This is a genomic window from Streptomyces sp. NBC_01335, assembly GCF_035953295.1.
Taxonomy (GTDB): Bacteria; Actinomycetota; Actinomycetes; order Streptomycetales; family Streptomycetaceae; genus Streptomyces.
In genome coordinates, this window is record NZ_CP108370.1 from 5799601 (window position 1) to 5818525 (window position 18925).

15 protein-coding genes are annotated in these 18925 nt (G+C 71.6%); 13 read left to right on the forward strand and 2 right to left on the reverse strand.

What is annotated here, in order from left to right; genetic code table 11:
• The first annotated feature begins 42 nt into the window (after positions 1-42).
• Both OG599_RS25100 and ftsY read left to right on the forward strand, forming a co-directional pair.
• On the forward strand, positions 43-1461 hold the full coding sequence (locus OG599_RS25100) for a sugar porter family MFS transporter (protein WP_327178222.1): 1419 nt from the start codon (positions 43-45) through the stop codon (positions 1459-1461).
• 248 nt (positions 1462-1709) lie between these two features.
• The gene (ftsY, locus tag OG599_RS25105) at positions 1710-2912 is read left to right on the forward strand and encodes a signal recognition particle-docking protein FtsY (protein ID WP_327178223.1); all 1203 of its coding nucleotides are present in this window, start codon (positions 1710-1712) and stop codon (positions 2910-2912) included.
• An 83-nt stretch (positions 2913-2995) separates the two neighbouring features.
• Here the strand turns inward: ftsY and OG599_RS25110 are convergent, their stop codons facing one another.
• On the reverse strand, positions 2996-3643 hold the full coding sequence (locus OG599_RS25110) for a bifunctional DNA primase/polymerase (protein WP_327178224.1): 648 nt from the start codon (positions 3641-3643) through the stop codon (positions 2996-2998).
• Positions 3644-4110: 467 nt separating this feature from the next.
• On the opposite strand from OG599_RS25110, the gene nsdA reads away from it, so the two are divergent.
• The 6 genes from nsdA to ftsH all read left to right on the forward strand — a co-directional run bounded on the left by nsdA (position 4111) and on the right by ftsH (position 14107).
• Positions 4111-5586, forward strand: coding sequence for a transcriptional repressor NsdA (nsdA, locus tag OG599_RS25115; RefSeq protein WP_327178225.1), 1476 nt, complete (start codon positions 4111-4113; stop codon positions 5584-5586).
• 353 nt (positions 5587-5939) lie between these two features.
• Positions 5940-7289, forward strand: coding sequence for an ammonium transporter (locus OG599_RS25120; protein WP_327178226.1), 1350 nt, complete (start codon positions 5940-5942; stop codon positions 7287-7289).
• On the forward strand, positions 7286-7624 hold the full coding sequence (locus tag OG599_RS25125; protein WP_299533529.1) for a P-II family nitrogen regulator: 339 nt from the start codon (positions 7286-7288) through the stop codon (positions 7622-7624). The genes OG599_RS25120 and OG599_RS25125 overlap by 4 nt, the downstream gene beginning before the upstream one ends.
• A 31-nt stretch (positions 7625-7655) precedes the next feature.
• Positions 7656-10106 carry a [protein-PII] uridylyltransferase gene (locus OG599_RS25130; protein ID WP_327178227.1) on the forward strand — a complete coding sequence of 817 codons (2451 nt, stop codon included), beginning with the start codon at positions 7656-7658 and terminating at the stop codon, positions 10104-10106.
• A 221-nt stretch (positions 10107-10327) separates the two neighbouring features.
• Positions 10328-11884 (forward strand): signal recognition particle protein, encoded by a 1557-nt coding sequence (ffh, locus tag OG599_RS25135; RefSeq protein WP_327178228.1) that lies wholly within the window; start codon positions 10328-10330, stop codon positions 11882-11884.
• 294 nt (positions 11885-12178) lie between these two features.
• Positions 12179-14107 (forward strand): ATP-dependent zinc metalloprotease FtsH, encoded by a 1929-nt coding sequence (gene ftsH / locus OG599_RS25140; protein WP_327178229.1) that lies wholly within the window; start codon positions 12179-12181, stop codon positions 14105-14107.
• A gap of 86 nt (positions 14108-14193) precedes the next feature.
• Here the strand turns inward: ftsH and OG599_RS25145 are convergent, their stop codons facing one another.
• On the reverse strand, positions 14194-15075 hold the full coding sequence (locus tag OG599_RS25145) for a methyltransferase domain-containing protein (RefSeq protein WP_327178230.1): 882 nt from the start codon (positions 15073-15075) through the stop codon (positions 14194-14196).
• A gap of 785 nt (positions 15076-15860) precedes the next feature.
• On the opposite strand from OG599_RS25145, the gene OG599_RS25150 reads away from it, so the two are divergent.
• From OG599_RS25150 to trmD, 5 genes are all read left to right on the forward strand, one after another.
• Positions 15861-16454, forward strand: coding sequence for a hypothetical protein (locus tag OG599_RS25150; RefSeq protein ID WP_327178231.1), 594 nt, complete (start codon positions 15861-15863; stop codon positions 16452-16454).
• Positions 16455-16610: 156 nt separating this feature from the next.
• On the forward strand, positions 16611-17042 hold the full coding sequence (gene rpsP, locus OG599_RS25155; RefSeq protein WP_266709635.1) for a 30S ribosomal protein S16: 432 nt from the start codon (positions 16611-16613) through the stop codon (positions 17040-17042).
• Positions 17043-17044: 2 nt separating this feature from the next.
• Entirely contained in the window at positions 17045-17284 is a 240-nt protein-coding gene (locus OG599_RS25160; RefSeq protein ID WP_014153811.1) for an RNA-binding protein, read from the forward strand.
• 190 nt (positions 17285-17474) lie between these two features.
• Entirely contained in the window at positions 17475-18071 is a 597-nt protein-coding gene (rimM, locus tag OG599_RS25165) for a ribosome maturation factor RimM (RefSeq protein WP_327178232.1), read from the forward strand.
• Complete coding sequence (gene trmD / locus OG599_RS25170) at positions 18071-18892, forward strand: tRNA (guanosine(37)-N1)-methyltransferase TrmD (RefSeq protein WP_327178233.1); 822 nt, start codon at positions 18071-18073, stop codon at positions 18890-18892. Before rimM ends, trmD begins: the two co-directional genes overlap by 1 nt.
• The last annotated feature ends 33 nt before the right edge of the window (positions 18893-18925 follow it).

An 18925-nucleotide genomic window follows, 5' to 3' on the forward strand; every position in this document is an offset into this window, starting at 1 on the left:
TCCGTCCACGTCTGACATTGCGGGCAGGCACCAGGAGTTCATGTGACCAGCAGAGTGCAAGGACCGGAGTCCGGGGCCAGGGGGGCCCACCCGGACCACATCGGGCACGTCATCTTCATCACGGCCGCCGCCGCGATGGGCGGTTTCCTGTTCGGCTACGACAGTTCCGTGATCAACGGCGCCGTCGAGGCCATCCGCGACCGTTACGACATCGGGTCGGGAACCCTCGCCCAGGTCATCGCCATCGCCCTGATCGGCTGTGCCATCGGTGCCGCGACGGCGGGACGCATCGCCGACCGCATCGGCCGTATCCGGTGCATGCAGATCGCCGCGGTGCTCTTCACGATCAGCGCGGTGGGTTCGGCGCTCCCCTTCGCGCTCTGGGACCTGGCGATGTGGCGCATCATCGGCGGCTTCGGCATCGGCATGGCCTCCGTCATCGGCCCCGCCTACATCGCCGAGGTCTCGCCGCCCGCCTACCGTGGCCGGCTCGGCTCCTTCCAGCAGGCCGCGATCGTCATCGGCATCGCCATCTCGCAGCTGGTCAACTACGGCATCCTCCAGATCGCCGACGGCGACCAGCGCGGCAAGATCGGCGGGCTGGAGGCCTGGCAGTGGATGCTCGGCGTGATGGTGGTGCCCGCGGTCCTGTACGGGCTGCTCTCCTTCGCCATCCCGGAGTCGCCCCGCTACCTGATCTCGGTCGGGAAGAAGGACCGGGCCCGCAAGATCCTCTCCGAGGTGGAGGGGAAGAACGTCGACCTGGACGCCCGCGTCACCGAGATCGAGACGGCGATGCACCGCGAGCACAAGTCCTCCTTCAAGGACCTGCTGGGCAGCCGCTTCGGCTTCCTGCCCATCGTCTGGGTCGGTATCGGACTGTCGATCTTCCAGCAGCTCGTCGGCATCAACGTCGCCTTCTACTACTCGGCGACGCTGTGGCAGTCGGTCGGCATCGACCCGACGGACTCGTTCTTCTACTCGTTCACGACCTCGATCGTGAACATCATCGGTACGGTCATCGCGATGGTCCTGGTCGACCGGGTGGGCCGTAAACCGCTCGCCCTCACCGGCTCCATCGGCATGGCCATCGCGCTGGCCTTCGAGGCGTGGGCCTTCTCCGCCAAGCTGGTCGACGGGAAGCTGCCCAACACCGAGGGCACGGTGGCGCTGATCGCCGCCCACGTCTTCGTGCTCTTCTTCGCCCTCTCCTGGGGTGTCATCGTCTGGGTCTTCCTCGGCGAGATGTTCCCCAACCGCATCCGTGCGGCGGCGCTGGGCGTCGCCGCGTCCGCGCAGTGGATCGCCAACTGGGCCATCACCGCGAGCTTCCCGAGCCTGGCGGACTGGAACCTCTCGGCGACGTACATCATCTACACCTGCTTCGCCGCCCTCTCGATCCCCTTCGTGGTGCTGTTCGTGAAGGAGACCAAGGGCAAGGCCCTGGAGGAGATGGGCTGACCCGCCCGCGGCCGTCCCGCCCGCGGCCGTCCCGCCCGCGGCTGACCTGCCCGGGGCACCCGCTCCCTGCCCGCACCGTCACACCGCCGCCCCGGCTCCGGCCGGGGCGGCGGCGTTCCCGGTGCGTTACCGGTGCCGTGTCCCCGCTCACCCCATGACGGCCAAAAGGTGCAAAGTGGGGCATCGGATGCGAAGGGGTCGTCCGAGGCAGCTCCCGGGCCCCGCCCGTGGCCGATACTGGACGGGTTATGGAAATCGTCATCCTTGCTGTAGTCATCGCCCTGGTCGCTGTCGGCCTGATCAGCGGGCTCGTGGTCAGCAGCCGCAAGAAGAAGCAGCTGCCGCCCTCGGCGCCGTCGAGCACGCCGACCATCACTCCTTCCGCCGAACCCCGTGTCGGTGAGGAGTCCGAGGCGCCGCGCGACGAAGCGCGGCGCACCATCGAGGAGGCCGGAACCCCGGACACCGAGGCCCCCGCCGAGGAGGCTCCGTCCGCCGCCGAGGAGACCCCCGCCCTCGACGTCCCCGAGCCCACCGCGGGCCGTCTCGTACGGCTCCGGGCCCGGCTCGCCCGCTCGCAGAACTCCCTCGGCAAGGGGCTGCTCACGCTCCTGTCCCGGGACAACCTCGACGAGGACACCTGGGAGGAGATCGAGGACACCCTCCTCACCGCCGACGTCGGCGTCGTTCCCACCCAGGAGCTCGTCGACCGGCTGCGCGAACGCGTCCGGGTGCTCGGCACCCGTACCCCCGAGGAGCTCCGCGCGCTGCTGCGCGAAGAGCTGATCGCCCTGCTGGGCCCCGACTTCGACCGCGAGGTCAAGACCGAGGGCGGGGCCGAGACCCCGGGCGTCGTCATGGTCGTCGGCGTCAACGGCACCGGCAAGACCACCACCACCGGCAAGCTGGCCCGCGTGCTCGTGGCGGACGGCCGCAGCGTGGTCCTCGGCGCGGCCGACACCTTCCGCGCCGCCGCCGCCGACCAGCTCCAGACCTGGGGCGAGCGCGTCGGAGCGCGTACGGTACGCGGCCCCGAGGGCGGCGACCCCGCGTCGATCGCCTTCGACGCCGTGAAGGAGGGCATCGCCGAGGGCGCGGACGTCGTGCTCATCGACACGGCCGGCCGGCTGCACACCAAGACCGGCCTGATGGACGAGCTCGGCAAGGTCAAGCGCGTCGTGGAGAAGCACGGCCCGCTCGACGAGATCCTGCTGGTGCTCGACGCCACCACCGGCCAGAACGGTCTGGTCCAGGCCCGGGTCTTCGCCGAGGTCGTGGACATCACCGGCATCGTCCTGACCAAGCTCGACGGCACCGCCAAGGGCGGCATCGTCATCGCCGTCCAGCGCGAGCTGGGCGTCCCGGTGAAGCTCATCGGGCTCGGCGAGGGTCCGGACGACCTGGCCCCGTTCGAGCCGGGCGCCTTCGTGGACGCGCTGATCGGCGACTGACCGCTCCCCGCACCGTACGCACGCCGATGGGCGGCGGCACCCCGACCAGGGTGCCGCCGCCCATCGGCGTTCTCGCCGTGGCTTCAGGTGCGGTGGCAGCTGTACGCCAGGGTGCCCAGCAGCAGCCGGGCCGGCGGGGGAGCGGCCGCCGTGTCCAGGGCCGGGGGGCGCAGCCAGCGCACCGGGCCGAGGCCGCCGAGGTCGCAGGGCGGCGCGGTGATGTGGGTGCCCGGCCCGAGGGCGCGCAGGTCCAGGGGGGCGTCGTCCCAGCCCATCCGGTACAGCAGCTCCGGGAGCTGGGCGGCGGCTCCGGGGGCGACGAAGAACTGGGCCCGGCCGTCCGGGGTCACCGTGACCGGGCCGAGCGGCAGCCCCATCCGCTCCAGCCGGACCAGCGCCCGCCGGCCGGCCGCCTCCGCCACGTCCAGGATGTCGAAGGCGCGGCCCACCGGCAGCATCATCGAGGCCCCCGGGACCTCGGCCCAGGCGCAGGCCGCGTCGTCCAGGGAGGCTCCGGCGGGAACTTCTCGGGCGGACTCCAGCGGATGGGCGCCGGGTGCGGCGCAGCGCCGGTCGCCGCAGGAACAGGAGCCGGTCCGTGCCCGGGCCCCGGGGCGTACGGCCCATCCCCACAGTCCCGTGTACTCCGCCACGGCCGTGCTCCCGGCCGTGCGGTCGCGTCGCCGCGACCCGGACCGCCGCTCGCGGATGCCGCCGATCGTGAAGCCCATGCCCCCTCCAACGGGTCCGGCGCGCCGATGGTTACGTGGCCGATGGTCACGTGACGGCGGGCCACGCGATCCGGCGGCCCGCCCGTGGTCGCCCCGAACGGGCGGCGCACTGTCGTACTCAGGGGTGGCGCAAGCCGATCCGCACCACCCGAAACGCTCCTTCACGCCCCCTGTTGTTCGGCGCCTGTCAAGTCAAGCGCGCCTCGCGCCGGTCGCGTTCCAACGAGGGGGTGGCGAATGGTGGCGTTTCTGAATTCGCCCTCGCAGCGAGGGTGATCGTAGGATTACCGTCGGTACACGGACTCTGGAAGTATGAGCACCCGCGGGTATGCCGGTGGCAACCCGATTTCTTGTTCGATGACGGGCAACTTCCGTACGGGCGGTACCGGGTTACGGCATTCTGGGACAGCCCTTTGCTGGGCAGAGGTTCGCGCGAAGAGGCTTCGGCGAGAGTGGGGGGCGTACCGGTGAGTGGCAGTGGCGCAGGCGATACGAATGCCGGAAAGCGCCCCAACGCGCAATTGGGATCATGGTTCGTGCGCAGCGGCTGGTCCAAGGGCGAGCTCGCGCGCCAAGTCAACCGGCGGGCCGGCCAGATGGGCGCCCACCACATCAGCACCGACACCTCGCGCGTGCGGCGGTGGCTCGACGGCGAACAGCCCCGCGAGCCGATCCCCCGCATCCTGTCCGAACTCTTCTCGGAGCGCTTCGGCAGCGTCGTGGCCGTCGAGGACCTCGGCCTGCGGACCGCCCACCAGTCGCCCTCCGTGTCCGGGGTGGACCTGCCCTGGGCGGGCCCGCAGACCGTCGCCCTGCTCAGCGAGTTCTCCCGCAGCGACCTGATGCTCGCCCGCCGGGGCTTCCTCGGCTCCTCGCTCCAGCTCGCCGCGGGACCCACGCTGATCGAGCCCATGCAGCGCTGGCTGGTGCCCGTCGCCCCCGTCGGACCGGCCGAACCCGAGTCGCCCGCCGCCGCCCGCCGCCCGTCCCGCCTCTCCAAGCCCGAACTCGACCTGCTGGAGTCCACCACGGCGATGTTCCGCCAGTGGGACGCGCAGTGCGGCGGCGGACTGCGCCGCAAGGCCGTCGTCGGCCAACTCCACGAGGTCACCGATCTGTTGCAGGAGCCCCAGCCCACCGCCACCGCGGTCCGGCTCTTCAGATGCGCCGCCGAACTCGCCGAGCTGGCAGGCTGGATGAGCTACGACGTCGGTCTCCAGCCCACCGCGCAGAAGTACTTCGTCCTCGCCCTGCACGCGGCGAAGGAGGCCGGGGACAAGTCGCTGGGCTCGTACATCCTCTCCAGCATGAGCCGCCAGATGATCCACCTCGGCCGCCCGGACGACGCCCTGGAGCTGATCCACCTCGCGCAGTACGGCAGCCGGGAGTGTGCGACGGCCCGCACCCAGTCGATGCTGTATGCGATGGAGGCCCGCGCCTACGCCAACATGGGCCAGCCCGGAAAGTGCAAGCGCGCGGTCCGCATGGCCGAGGACACCTTCCTCGACGCGGGTCTGGACGACGAGCCCGAGCCCGACTGGATCAAGTTCTTCTCCGAGGCCGAACTCAACGGCGAGAACGCCCACTCCTACCGTGACCTGGCCTATGTCGCCGGCCGCAGCCCCACGTACGCCTCGCTCGCCGAACCCGTCATGGCCAAGGCCGTCAAGCTCTTCGCCGACGACGACGAGCACTTCCGCAGTTACGCGCTCAACCTCATCGGCATGGCCACCGTCCATCTGCTCCAGCGCGAGCCCGAGCAGGCCACGGTGCTGGCCGGCCAGGCGCTGGAAGTCGCCAAGAAGGTCCGCTCCGAGCGCGTCAACACCCGTCTGCGCAAGACCGTCGACGCCGCTGCCAGGGACTTCGGTGACGTGGCCGACGTCGCGCACCTCACCGAGGTGCTCAGCGAGCAGCTGCCGGAGACCGCCGAAGCGGTCTGACCCGGGGGTGTGCCGAAAGTGGCGCCGTCCGCCCGGAGGCCGGATCGGACCACCGGCCGCGCCCTTCCGTGCCAGGTCGGCGGGGGGCCGCCGTGGCCGGTTCGCGTGTCGCGGCATTTCAACCGCACCGTATGCGGCATGGACCGCATGGTAGGCGGGACACCGGTTACGTCGCTCCGGGTTCATGCCGACGTAACACTCCCGGCGGCTTCGTCACTGCGGCGAAACACCGAGCGGCATCCGTGGAAATGGTGCTCCGCCAATCTCATGGCGCATAAGGCCCGCACCTTTTCCCAGTGGTCCCGCAGCCTTCCCCCGCACGCCGCGGCCGCTCCGACGACGAGGAGACGCCGATGCCCCCAGGCATCACGACGCTTGCCGCAGACACCCCTCAGCTGTCTGCCGCCAACACCGGGTTCATGCTCATCTGCTCGGCCCTGGTGATGCTCATGACCCCGGCCCTGGCCTTCTTCTACGGAGGCATGGTCCGCGTCAAGAGCAGCCTGAACATGCTGATGATGAGCTTCATCAGCCTCGGGATCGTGACGATCCTGTGGGTGCTCTACGGATTCAGCCTCGCGTTCGGCACCGACTCCGGCTCCATCATCGGCTGGTCCTCCGACTACGTCGGACTCAGCGGCATCGGTCTGACCGAGCTCTGGGACGGCTACACCATCCCGGTGTACGTCTTCGCCGTCTTCCAGCTGATGTTCGCCATCATCACCCCCGCACTGATCAGCGGCGCCCTCGCCGACCGCGTGAAGTTCACCGCCTGGGCGCTCTTCATCACCCTCTGGGTCACCGTCGTCTACTTCCCCGTCGCCCACTGGGTGTGGGGTGCCGGCGGCTGGCTCTTCGAGCTGGGCGTCATCGACTTCGCCGGCGGTACGGCCGTCCACATCAACGCCGGTGCCGCGGCCCTCGGCGTGATCCTCGTGATCGGCAAGCGGGTCGGCTTCAAGCGTGACCCGATGCGCCCGCACAGCCTCCCGCTCGTCATGCTCGGCGCCGGTCTCCTGTGGTTCGGCTGGTTCGGCTTCAACGCCGGCTCCTGGCTCGGCAACGACGACGGCGTGGGCGCCGTGATGTTCGTCAACACGCAGGTCGCCACCGCCGCCGCGATGCTCGCCTGGCTCGGTTACGAGAAGCTGCGCCACGGCTCCTTCACCACCCTCGGTGCCGCCTCCGGCGCCGTCGCCGGACTCGTCGCCATCACCCCCTCGGGTGGTGCGGTCAGCCCGCTCGGCGCCATCGCCGTCGGTGCCATCGCCGGTGTCCTGTGCGCCATGGCGGTCGGCCTGAAGTACAAGTTCGGCTACGACGACTCGCTCGACGTCGTCGGCGTCCACCTCGTCGGCGGTGTCGTCGGCTCGCTGCTCATCGGCTTCTTCGCCACCGGCGGTGTCCAGTCCGACGCCAAGGGCCTCTTCTACGGCGGCGGGCTCGACCAGCTCGGCAAGCAGGCCGTAGGAGTCTTCTCCGTCCTGGCCTACTCTCTGGTGGTGTCCGCGATCCTCGCCTTCCTCGTCGACAAGACGATCGGAATGCGGGTCACCGAGGACGACGAGATCTCCGGCATCGACCAGGTCGAGCACGCCGAGACCGCGTACGACTTCAGCGGAGCCGGCGGAGGCGCGGCCTCCCGTACCGCGGCACCGGTCCTGGACACCCCGGCAGCTCCGAACAAGAAGGTGGACGCATGAAGCTCATCACGGCGGTCGTGAAGCCCCACCGACTGGACGAGATCAAGGAGGCCCTCCAGGCCTTCGGCGTCCAGGGGCTGACCGTGACCGAGGCCAGCGGCTACGGACGCCAGCGCGGCCACACCGAGGTCTACCGCGGTGCCGAGTACACCGTCGACCTCGTACCGAAGATCCGCATCGAGGTCCTGGTCGAGGACGAGGACTCCGAACAGCTCATCGACGTCGTCGTGAAGGCCGCCCGGACCGGCAAGATCGGTGACGGCAAGGTCTGGAGCGTGCCGGTCGACACGGCGGTCCGGGTACGGACCGGCGAACGCGGCCCGGACGCTCTCTGACACCGACGCCCGTGGAACGGAAGGCAACTGGGTGACGAGTACCGAAGTGACCACCGAATCCGAAGACTCGGGACCCAGCGGCTACGCGGCGGCCCGGCTGCGCCTCCTCCAGCAGGAGACGCGGTCCGGGCCGCCGCGCCGTTCGGCCCTGGCCGGCCTCACCGACGACTGGCTGAACGCCCTCTTCACCGCCGCCGCCGAACACGCGGGCGTACGCGGCGCCGCCCTCGTCGCGGTCGGCGGCTACGGCCGGGGCGAACTCTCCCCCCGCAGCGACCTCGACCTCCTCCTGCTGCACGACGGCTCGGCCGACGCAGCGGCCGTCTCCGCCCTGGCGGACCGCATCTGGTACCCCGTCTGGGACCTGGGCCTCGCGCTCGACCACTCCGTACGCACTCCGGCGGAGGCCCGCAAGGCCGCCGCCGACGACCTCAAGGTCCACCTCGGCCTGCTGGACGCCCGCGTGATCGCCGGCGACGTGGGCCTCGTCACCGCCCTGCGCACCCACGTCCTCGCCGACTGGCGCAACCAGGCGCCCAAGCGGCTGCCCGCCCTCCACGAGCTCTGCCAGGAACGGGCCGAACGCATGGGCGAGCTCCAGTTCCTCCTCGAACCCGACCTCAAGGAGGCCCGCGGCGGCCTCCGCGACGCCACCGCCCTGCGCGCCGTCGCCGCCTCCTGGGTGGCCGACGCCCCCCGCGAAGGGCTCGTCGAAGCCCGCCGCGTCCTCCTCGACACCCGCGACGCCCTGCACCTCGTGACCGGAAGGGCCACCGACCGGCTCGCCCTCCAGGAACAGGACCAGGTCGCCGCCGCACTCGGCCTCCTCGACGCCGACGCCCTGCTCCGCCAGGTGTACGAGGCCGCCCGCACCGTCTCGTACGCCTCCGACGTCACCTGGCGCGAGGTCGACCGCGTCCTGCGCGCCCGCTCCATGCGCCCCCGGCTCCGCGCCATGCTCGGCGGCGCCAAACCCGCCCCCGAACGCACCCCGCTCGCCGAAGGGGTCGTCGAGGCCGACGGCGAAGTCGTCCTCGCCCGCTCCGCCCGCCCCGAGCGCGACCCCGTACTCACCCTGCGGGCGGCGGCCGCCGCCGCCGAGTCCGGGCTCCCGCTCTCCCGCCACCTCGTGCGCCACCTCGCCGGAGCGGCGGCGCCGCTCTCCGTGCCCTGGCCCCCCGAGGCCCGCGAGGAGCTGGTCACCCTGCTCGGCGCGGGCGAGGCGACCGTCGCGGTGTGGGAGGCCCTCGAAGCCGAGGGCATCGTCACCCGGCTGCTGCCCGACTGGGAACGGGTCCACTGCCGGCCCCAGCGCAACGCCGTCCACACCTGGACCGTCGACCGTCACCTCGTCGAGACGGCCGTCCGCGCCGCCTCCCTGACCCGCCGCGTCGGCCGCCCCGACCTGCTGCTGGTCGCCGCCCTGCTGCACGACATCGGCAAGGGCTGGCCCGGGGACCACTCCGTCGCCGGCGAGGTCATCGCCCGCGACATGGCCACCCGCATCGGCTTCGACAAGGCCGACGTCGCCGTCATCGCCACCCTCGTACGGCAGCACCTGCTGCTCATCGAGACCGCGACCCGCCGCGACCTCGACGACCCCGACACCGTCACCGCGGTCGCCGAGGCGGTCGGCTCCCTCTCCACCCTGGAGCTGCTCCACGCGCTCACCGAGGCCGACGCGCTGGCCACCGGACCGGCGGCCTGGAGCACTTGGCGCGCCTCCCTCGTCGACGACCTCGTCGGGCGGGTGGCCTCCGTACTGGCCGGAGAGGCACCAGCCGACCCCGGCCCCGCCGTCCCCGACGCCGAACAGGAACGCCTCGCCGTCGAGGCGCTGCGCACCCGCGAACCCGTCCTCGCCCTGCACACCCAGCCCGAACCGCCCTCCGAGTCGGGCGAACCGGGCCCGGTCGGCGTCGAACTCCTCATCGCGCTGCCGGACCGGCCCGGTGTCCTGCCCGCCGTCGCGGGGGTGCTCGCCCTGCACCGCCTCACCGTCCGCGCCGCCGACCTGCGCGCCGTCGAGCTCCCCACCGAGCTGGGCGAGTCCGCCGACCTGCTGCTGCTCAGCTGGCGGGTGGCCGCCGAGTACGGTTCGCTGCCGCAGGCCTCCCGTCTCCGCGCCGACCTGCTGCGGGTGCTCGACGGTGCGCTCGACATCCAGGCCCGCCTCGCCGAACGGGAGTCCGCCTATCCCCGGCGGCGGGGCATCAAGGCCCCGCCGCCCCGGGTGACGGTCGCGTCGGCGGCTTCCCGGCAGGCCACGGTCATCGAGGTCCGCGCGCAGGACGCCCCGGGGCTGCTGCACCGGATCGGCCGGGCACTGGAGGACAGCGCGGTACGGGTGCGCTCGGCCCACGTCGCGACGCTCGGTGCCAACGCGGTGGACACCGTCTACGTCACGCGCACCGACGGGACGGTCCTCTCCGACGAGGAGGCCGCCACCGTGGCGAAGTCGCTGGAGACCGCACTGCGCTGAGCGACGGGCGGGCGGGTGGGGGAGAGCCTGCGTCCTTCACCCGCCCGTCGGCCCGCGTCCCCCGCCCGCCACCGGCCCGCGTCCCCCGCCACCGGCCCGCGTCCCCCGCCGCCGGCCCCTGCTCCGTACCGATCGCCACCGGCGAGGACGGCCGCTCGTCCGGGCCGGATACTCTAGGAGGCGACCTGCCACGCCCCCGACCCTGAGGACCGACGAGCGCCGTGTTCGATACTCTCTCCGACCGCCTTGCCGCGACTTTCAAGAACCTCCGGGGCAAGGGCCGCTTGTCCGAGGCGGACATCGACGCCACGGCTCGCGAGATCCGTATCGCCCTGCTCGAAGCGGACGTCGCGCTTCCGGTGGTCCGTGCCTTCATCGCCAACGTCAAGGAGCGGGCGCGCGGCGCCGAGGTCTCCGGCGCGCTGAACCCGGCCCAGCAGGTCGTCAAGATCGTCAACGAGGAGCTCGTCTCCATCCTCGGCGGGGAGACCCGGCGGCTGCGGTTCGCGAAGAACCCGCCCACCGTGATCATGCTCGCGGGCCTCCAGGGTGCCGGTAAGACCACCCTCGCCGGAAAGCTCGGCCTCTGGCTCAAGGGGCAGGGACACTCCCCCCTCCTCGTCGCCTGTGACCTCCAGCGCCCCAACGCCGTCAACCAGCTGAGCGTCGTCGCCGAGCGCGCGGGCGTCGCCGTGTACGCGCCGGAGCCGGGCAACGGCGTCGGCGACCCGGTGCAGGTGGCGAAGGACTCCATCGAGTTCGCCAAGAACAAGGTCCACGACATCGTCATCGTCGACACCGCGGGCCGCCTCGGTATCGACCAGGAGCTGATGCGCCAGGCCGCGGACATCCGCGACGCAGTCAGCCCGGACGAGATCCTCTTCGTCGTCGACGCCATGATCGGCCAGGACGCGGTCAACACCGCCGAGGCCTTCCGCGACGGCGTCGGCTTCGACGGCGTGGTGCTCTCCAAGCTCGACGGCGACGCCCGCGGTGGTGCCGCCCTGTCGATCGCCCACGTCACGGGCAAGCAGATCATGTTCGCGTCCAACGGCGAGAAGCTCGACGAGTTCGACGCCTTCCACCCGGACCGCATGGCCTCCCGCATCCTCGACATGGGTGACCTGCTCACCCTCATCGAGCAGGCGGAGAAGACGTTCAGCCAGGAAGAGGCCGCCAAGATGGCCTCCAAGCTGGCGTCGAGCAAGGGCAAGGACTTCACGCTCGACGACTTCCTGGCGCAGATGGAGCAGGTCCGCAAGATGGGCTCCATCTCCAAGCTGCTCGGCATGCTGCCCGGCATGGGGCAGATCAAGGACCAGATCGCCAACATCGACGAGCGCGACGTCGACCGCACCGCCGCGATCATCAAGTCGATGACGCCCAAGGAGCGCGCCGAGCCGACCATCATCAACGGCTCGCGCCGGGCCCGTATCGCCAAGGGCTCGGGCGTCGAGGTCTCCGCGGTGAAGAACCTCGTGGAACGCTTCTTCGAGGCCCGCAAGATGATGTCGCGGATGGCCCAGGGCGGCGGCATGCCCGGCATGCCTGGGATGCCCGGCATGGGGGGCGGCCCCGGTCGGCAGAAGAAGCAGATCAAGCAGGCCAAGGGCAAGCGCAAGAGCGGCAACCCGATGAAGCGCAAGGCCGAGGAGCAGGCCGCCGCGGAGCGCCGCGAGCAGGCGGCCGCCCAGGGCAACGCCTTCGGCGTGCCGGACCAGGGTGCGCCGGGCAAGGACTTCGAGCTGCCGGACGAGTTCAAGAAGTTCATGGGCTGACCGCTGCGGGACGCCTGTTTTCCAGGCATCGGCAGTACGTGAGGAGGGGCGCGCACCACGACGGTGCGCGCCCCTTCGGCGTGTGCGGCGTACGGGCACCCTCGGGGTGCCCGTACGGGCCCCTTCAGGCGGGCTGTGTACGGGGCGCCTTCGGCCAGCCGCGTACGGCCCGCGTGCGGGCCCCTTCGGTGTGCCGCGTACGGCCCATGGAGTGGACTCTCCGGGAGCTTCGGCGCACGTTCTCCCCTAATGTCGCGAATGTCGCCACTCACGGTCGTCGGCAGAGGAGAGCGTGTGACAGCCCCCGTACCTCCCCGCGATCGCCCCGACCAGCCCTGGCGCTCCGAGGGAGCGCCCCCGCCCGCGCCGCAGCGGCGGAAGATGCCGGGCGGCTGGGGACGGCTGCTGCTCACCGCGCTGATCGTCTACCTCCTCGCCAACCTGGTGCTCTCCTTCTTCAACGGCGACGACGAGCCGACCATCGCGTACACCGAGTTCACCAAGCAGGTCGGCGCCGGGAACGTCTCCAAGATCTACTCCAAGGGCGACGCCATCCAGGGCGAGCTGAAGAAGAAGGCGAAGGTCCCCGGCGAGGACACCGAGTACACCAAGTTCACCACCCAGCGGCCGGCCTTCGCCGACGACAACCTCTGGGACGAACTCGTCGACGACGACGTCACCGTCACCGCCGAGCCGGTCGTCCAGCAGCGGAGCTTCCTCGCCAACCTGCTGATCTCGCTCGCGCCGATGCTGCTTCTCGTCCTGCTCTGGGTGTTCATCGCCCGGCGGATGTCGCGCGCCGGCCCCGGCGGCGGCATGGGCGGCTTCGGGCGCAAGGCGCCGCCCAAACCGGTCGCCCTGGAGAGCGGCACCCGCACCACCTTCGCCGACGTGGCCGGCATCGACGAGGTGGAGGGTGAGCTCAACGACGTTGTCGACTTCCTGAAGAACCCGGACGCCTACCGGAAGATGGGCGCCCGCATGCCCGGCGGGGTCCTCCTCGCCGGACCGCCCGGCACCGGCAAGACACTGCTGGCGCGCGCCGTCGCGGGGGAGGCCGGGGTGCCGTTCTTCTCCGCGTCCGCCTCCGAGTTCATCGAGATGATCGTCGGCGTGGGTGCCGGCCGGGTGCGCGAACTCTTCGCCGAGGCCCGCAAGGTCGCGCCCGCCATCGTCTTCATCGACGAGATCGACACCATCGGCCGCGTCCGGGGCGGCGGCGCCGGCATGGGCGGCCACGACGAACGCGAGCAGACCCTCAACCAGATCCTCACCGAGATGGACGGCTTCTCCGGCTCGGAGGGTGTGGTCGTGCTGGCCGCGACCAACCGGGCCGACGTCCTCGACCCCGCCCTCACCCGGCCCGGCAGGTTCGACCGCATCGTGCAGGTCAGCCCGCCGGACCGGGGCGGCCGCGAGGCCATCCTGAGGATCCACACCCGGCAGATCCCGCTCGCCGACGACGTCGACCTGTCCCGGGTGGCCCGCTCCACCCCCGGCATGACCGGCGCCGATCTCGCCAACCTCGCCAACGAGGCGGCGCTGCTCGCCGTCAAGCGCAAGGGCTCCGAAGTGGAGCAGACGGACCTCTCGCAGGCCCTGGAGAAGGTCCAGCTCGGCGCCGAGCGCCCGCTGGTCATGCCGGAGGAGGAGCGCCGCAGGACCGCGTACCACGAGAGCGGCCACGCCCTGCTCGGCATGCTCCAGCCCGGCGCCGACCCGGTGCGCAAGGTCACCATCGTGCCGCGCGGCCGGGCCCTGGGCGTGACGCTCTCCACCCCGGACGCCGACAAGTACGCGTACACCGAGGACTACCTGCGCGGCCGGATCATCGGCGCCCTCGGCGGCATGGCCGCGGAGCACGTGGTCTACGACGTGATCACCACGGGCGCCGAGAGCGACCTGGAACAGGTCACCAGCCTGGCGCGGGGCATGGTCGGACGCTGGGGGATGAGCCATCGGGTCGGCCGTCTCACGGCCATCCCGGCCGACGCCCAGCAGGCGTACGGGCTGTCGGCGGCGCCCGCCACGCTGGACGCGATCGACGAGGAGATGCGGCGCATCGTCGACGAGTGCTACGAGGACGCCTGCCGGCTGCTGCGGGAGAACCGCGACCGGCTCGACTCGCTCGCCGAGGCGCTGCTGGCGAACGAGACGCTGGAGGAGGCGGAGGCGTACCGCGCGGCGGGGATCACCCGGCTGGAGAAGCCGCCTCCGGCGTGAGGGACCGCCCCGTCCGTCCCGCGCAGGAGCGTGCGAGGGGCGGACCGGGCGGTCCGTCCCTCGCACGCCCCATGCCGGAGGGGATCTCAGCAGACGCAGACCAGATAGCGGAAGACGTTCGGCATCCAGACCGTGCCGTCGGACCGCCGGTGCGGATGGAGCGCCTCGGCGACCTCCTTGGCGACCTGTCCGCAGTCCGTGGCCGCCACCGCGGCGTCGAAGAGCCCCGTCGAAAGCAGCCCGCGGACCGCGCTGTCCAGGTCCGCGTAGCCGAACGGGCAGGACACCCGGCCCGAGCCGTCCGGTTTCAGCCCCGCCCGGGAGGCGACCTCCTCCAGATCGTCCCGCCGTGCCGGGCGCCGCGCGCCGGAGCGCGCGCCGCCGGACGGGTTCGCGAGCCGGTCCGCGACCTCCAGCACCGCCGCCGTGGCGCACCGCTCGGGCGGCCCCCAGCCCGTCAGCACCACGGTCGCGCCCCGGGCCGCCAGCGGAACGGCGGACTCCAGCGCGGGGGTGAGCTCCTCCCCGTCGCCCGCCGTCAGGCCGATCGGGTCGAAGGCGGTGAGCAGGTTGTACGGTGCCCCGTCCGCGGGCGCCGCCGCCGGGAGGCCGCCGACCAGGCGCGCCGGTGCGCCCGCGGACGAGGCACCCGGCCCGGCTCTTCCGCCCGGCCCCGCCATGCCCGGGGGCAGCAGCCGTTCCCGGGCCAGGGCGAGCCGGTCGTGGTCGGTGTCCACCCCGGTGACCCGGGCTCCGCGGGCCGCCGCGATCAGCAGGGCGAGCCCGGAACCGCAGCCCAGGGAGAGCATGCGTGTACCGGCTCCGACTTCGAGCCGTTCGTAGACCGCTTCGTACAGCGGTGACAGCATCCGCTCCTGGATCTCTGCCCAGTCGCGGGCACGGGTACCGGTGTCCACCGGAGCGGGGGTGTCCGCGTACCTGTGGTTCCGGACGAGCGTTGGTGTCATGGATGTACCCCAATCGCCAAGAGGGTTCGGTCGTGCCCGAATGGGCGCCCCCGCGTGCGGGCGTCCGCATCCCCGTATGTCAGGGAACTGCGCATCAGCCGCCGCGTCCAGGGGGCGCAGGGTCATTCATTGCGCGCCCCGGTCGTGCGCCCTGAGGGGGCTGGGGTGCGCCGCACCGCCGACTCTCGCCGTTGGGAAGGCGGTACCGACTCGCTTCGCGGACCCTGCGGTCCGCCGGGTGGCGCCCGGGTCCGGTGGTCCGCGGTGGGCGGCGGCCATCCGGAACGCGAGCCTCCCGTTCCTTCCGCCCAGTCTCACCCGACACCCGGAGCGCAGCACGTCGAACGCCCCGGGACCCGCGTACGCCGTGGTCACGGAGGTGGTCGCGGAGCTCGGGCGGTCCGCCCGCGAGGGCGTCCGGCCGCGTCCGGGAGCGGTGGGCGGGGCCGGTGCTCCGTTCGGGCGGCGGGAGAGGTAGCCTCGCCCCGACCGTGCGCGGGCTGGGTGGTTTCCCCGGCCCCGAGCCTCCGCCGCAAGTTTCCGTGAGGGCCCGCGCCCGGTCTCGGCGGTCGCGAAAGCGTGCGAAAGCGGTACGGACCCGTCCAGCCCGACCAGAGTGTCTACGCGTTATTACGTACGACCTTGGTGGGAGCTGTGAGGCTTCTCCGCAGATCGGCGTACCCGCCCGCGTACACGGGGCATCGCCGCCAACCGGCTGGTACGTGCAAATTATTTGGGATGCCCCGGAATAGGAACACCGGGGCCCCCAGGCTCGTTATCACGACGTGAGCACGACACCACCTGTACTTGCCGCAGAGCTGGCGCAGGCGTGGGCCGACATTCAGCGGTACCACCCCGAGCTGCCCGATCTCGCCGCACCCGAGTCCCTGATCGGAGAGTCCTCGTCCGCCTGTGGCGCCGAACTCTCCTTCGAGCGACTGCTCCACGAGGCAGTCCACGGCATCGCCGCCGCCCGAGGTGTCCGCGACACCTCCCGCGCCGGCCGTTACCACAACCGACGTTTCCTCGCGATCGCCGAAGAGCTGGGCCTCGACCACACCGAGGAGCCGCACCCCAGCAGCGGCTTCTCGCTGGTCACCCTCAACCCGGAGGCGAAGCGACGGTACCGGCCCACGTCCGAGCGCCTCCAGCGCGCGCTGAAGGCGCACACCGTGGCCACGGCGGCCGACACCAAGCGGTCCTTCCGGGGCCCGGCCGCCCGGCACGGTTCGTCCGGTGGCGGGGTCCGCGTCAAGGCCGTCTGCGACTGCGGACGGAACGTCCGGGTCGTCCCCTCGGTCCTCGCCCAGGCGCCGATCGTCTGCGGGGGCTGCGGGAAGCCGTTCCGTATTCCGGAAGCCGCCGTCGCGGTGGGGTGAGCCGATGGTGTGTGGCACAATGGACAGCTGCACTCGACAGTCGCACAGGACCCCTCTCTCCTCCGGCTGACGCGTCCATCGGACACTTCGAGTGCCACAACCCCACGTGGCATTTTGTTGTGCCCAATCCCGTCAAGACCAGGAGACACCACTCCCGTGGCAGTCAAGATCAAGCTGAAGCGTCTGGGCAAGATCCGTTCGCCTCACTACCGCATCGTCGTCGCCGACTCCCGTACCCGCCGTGACGGCCGGGCCATCGAGGAGATCGGTCTGTACCACCCGGTGCAGAACCCGTCCCGCATCGAGGTCAACGCGGAGCGCGCGCAGTACTGGCTGTCCGTCGGCGCCCAGCCGACCGAGCCCGTCCTCGCGATCCTCAAGCTCACCGGTGACTGGCAGGCCCACAAGGGCCTCCCGGCCCCCGCGCCGCTGCTGCAGCCGGAGCCCAAGGCTGACAAGCGCGCCCTGTTCGAGGCCCTGACCTCCGACGGCGACGAGGCCAAGGGTGAAGCCATCACCCCGAAGGCCAAGAAGTCCGAGAAGAAGGCTGACGAGGCGGCCGACGCTGCCGAGTCGACCGAGGCCTGAGCATGCTCGAGGAGGCTCTTGAGCACCTCGTGAAAGGCATCGTCGACAACCCCGACGATGTGCAGGTCGCCTCGCGCGACCTGCGCCGCGGGCGCGTGCTTGAGGTCCGGGTACACCCCGACGACCTCGGCAAGGTGATCGGTCGCAACGGCCGCACCGCGCGTGCTCTGCGCACGGTCGTGGGCGCCATCGGCGGCCGCGGCATCCGCGTCGACCTCGTCGACGTCGACCAGGTGCGCTGAAAGAGTTGAACACCGGCAAGGGCCGGGGAAGGCTTCACAGCCGTCCCCGGCCCTTGTCGTCGCTCCGGCCCCGGGGCGGTGTCCGCCGGACCCGCCCGGGGGACGTCCGGGGCGGCCCTCCCGTACCCCCGGCGCTGTCGCCCGGCTCCCGCCGGACGCCCGCGTCCGCCCCACCAATCGGAGAATCAGCGTGCAGTTGGTAGTTGCGCGGATCGGCCGCGCCCACGGCATCAAGGGCGAAGTCACCGTCGAGGTCCGCACGGACGAGCCGGAGCTGCGACTCGGCCCCGGTGCCGTGCTCGCCACCGACCCGGCCGGAACGGGACCGCTCACGATCGAGACCGGGCGAGTGCACAGCGGCCGGCTGCTGCTCCGCTTCGCGGGCGTGCACGACCGGACGGGCGCCGAGGCGCTGCGCAACACCCTGCTGATCGCCGAGGTCGACCCGGACGAGCTCCCCGAGGACCCGGAGGAGTTCTACGACCACCAGCTGATGGACCTCGACGTGGTGCTCGCGGACGGCACCGAGATCGGCCGGATCACCGAGATCACCCACCTGCCCTCGCAGGACCTGTTCATCGTGGAGCGCCCGGACGGCAGCGAGGTGATGATCCCCTTCGTGGAGGAGATCGTCACCGAGATCGACCTGGAGGAGCAGCGGGCCGTCATCACCCCGCCGCCCGGCCTGCTCAACGAGAGCGAGGCGGTCGTCGCCTCCTCGCGCGACGAGGAGACCGAGGGCGAGGACGGTGCCACCGACGGGACCGACGCGGGGAGCAAGGCGTAATGCGGCTCGACGTCGTCACGATCTTCCCCGAGTACCTCGACCCGCTGAACGTCTCGCTCGTGGGCAAGGCCCGCGCCCGGGGCAGCCTCGGGGTGCACGTCCACGACCTGCGGGAGTGGACGTACGACCGGCACAACACGGTCGACGACACCCCGTACGGCGGCGGACCCGGCATGGTCATGAAGACCGAGCCGTGGGGTGACGCCCTCGACCAGGTGCTCGCCGACGGCTACGAGGCCGGCGCGCACAGCCCCGTCATGGTCGTGCCCACGCCCAGCGGCCGCCCCTTCACCCAGGAACTCGCGGTCGAACTCTCCGAGCAGCCGTGGCTGGTCTTCACCCCGGCACGGTACGAGGGCATCGACCGCCGGGTGATGGAGGAGTACGCCACCCGCATGCCGGTGGTCGAGGTCTCCATCGGCGACTACGTCCTGGCCGGCGGGGAAGCGGCCGTCCTCGTGATCACCGAGGCGGTGGCCCGCCTGCTGCCCGGCGTCCTCGGCAACGCCGAATCGCACCGCGACGACTCCTTCGCCCCCGGTGCCATGGCCAACCTGCTGGAAGGCCCCGTCTACACCAAGCCGCCCGAGTGGCGCGGCCGGGCCATCCCCGACGTGCTGCTCACCGGCCACCACGGGAAGATCGCCCGGTGGCGCCGGGACCAGGCGTTCGCCCGTACCGCGCTGAACAGGCCCGATCTGATCGAACGCTGCGCCGCGAGCGACTTCGACAAGAAGGACCGGGAGATCCTCTCGATCCTCGGCTGGGCACCGGAGCCCGGTGGCCGATTTTGGCGCAGGCCTTCCGCCGTGGAAGAATGAGCAGCTGCTGTACGTCCGGCGTGCGCCCCTGCC

What these genes read in the sequence shown, in the direction of transcription:
- trmD (WP_327178233.1), top strand. Translation starts at nt 18,071, where the DNA reads ATGCGGCTCGACGTCGTCACGATCTTCCCCGAGTACCTCGACCCGCTG.
- OG599_RS25160 (WP_014153811.1), top strand. Translation starts at nt 17,045, where the DNA reads ATGCTCGAGGAGGCTCTTGAGCACCTCGTGAAAGGCATCGTCGACAAC.
- OG599_RS25145 (WP_327178230.1), bottom strand. Translation starts at nt 15,075, where the DNA reads ATGACACCAACGCTCGTCCGGAACCACAGGTACGCGGACACCCCCGCT.
- OG599_RS25125 (WP_299533529.1), top strand. Translation starts at nt 7,286, where the DNA reads ATGAAGCTCATCACGGCGGTCGTGAAGCCCCACCGACTGGACGAGATC.
- OG599_RS25120 (WP_327178226.1), top strand. Translation starts at nt 5,940, where the DNA reads ATGCCCCCAGGCATCACGACGCTTGCCGCAGACACCCCTCAGCTGTCT.
- OG599_RS25110 (WP_327178224.1), bottom strand. Translation starts at nt 3,643, where the DNA reads ATGGGCTTCACGATCGGCGGCATCCGCGAGCGGCGGTCCGGGTCGCGG.
- ftsY (WP_327178223.1), top strand. Translation starts at nt 1,710, where the DNA reads ATGGAAATCGTCATCCTTGCTGTAGTCATCGCCCTGGTCGCTGTCGGC.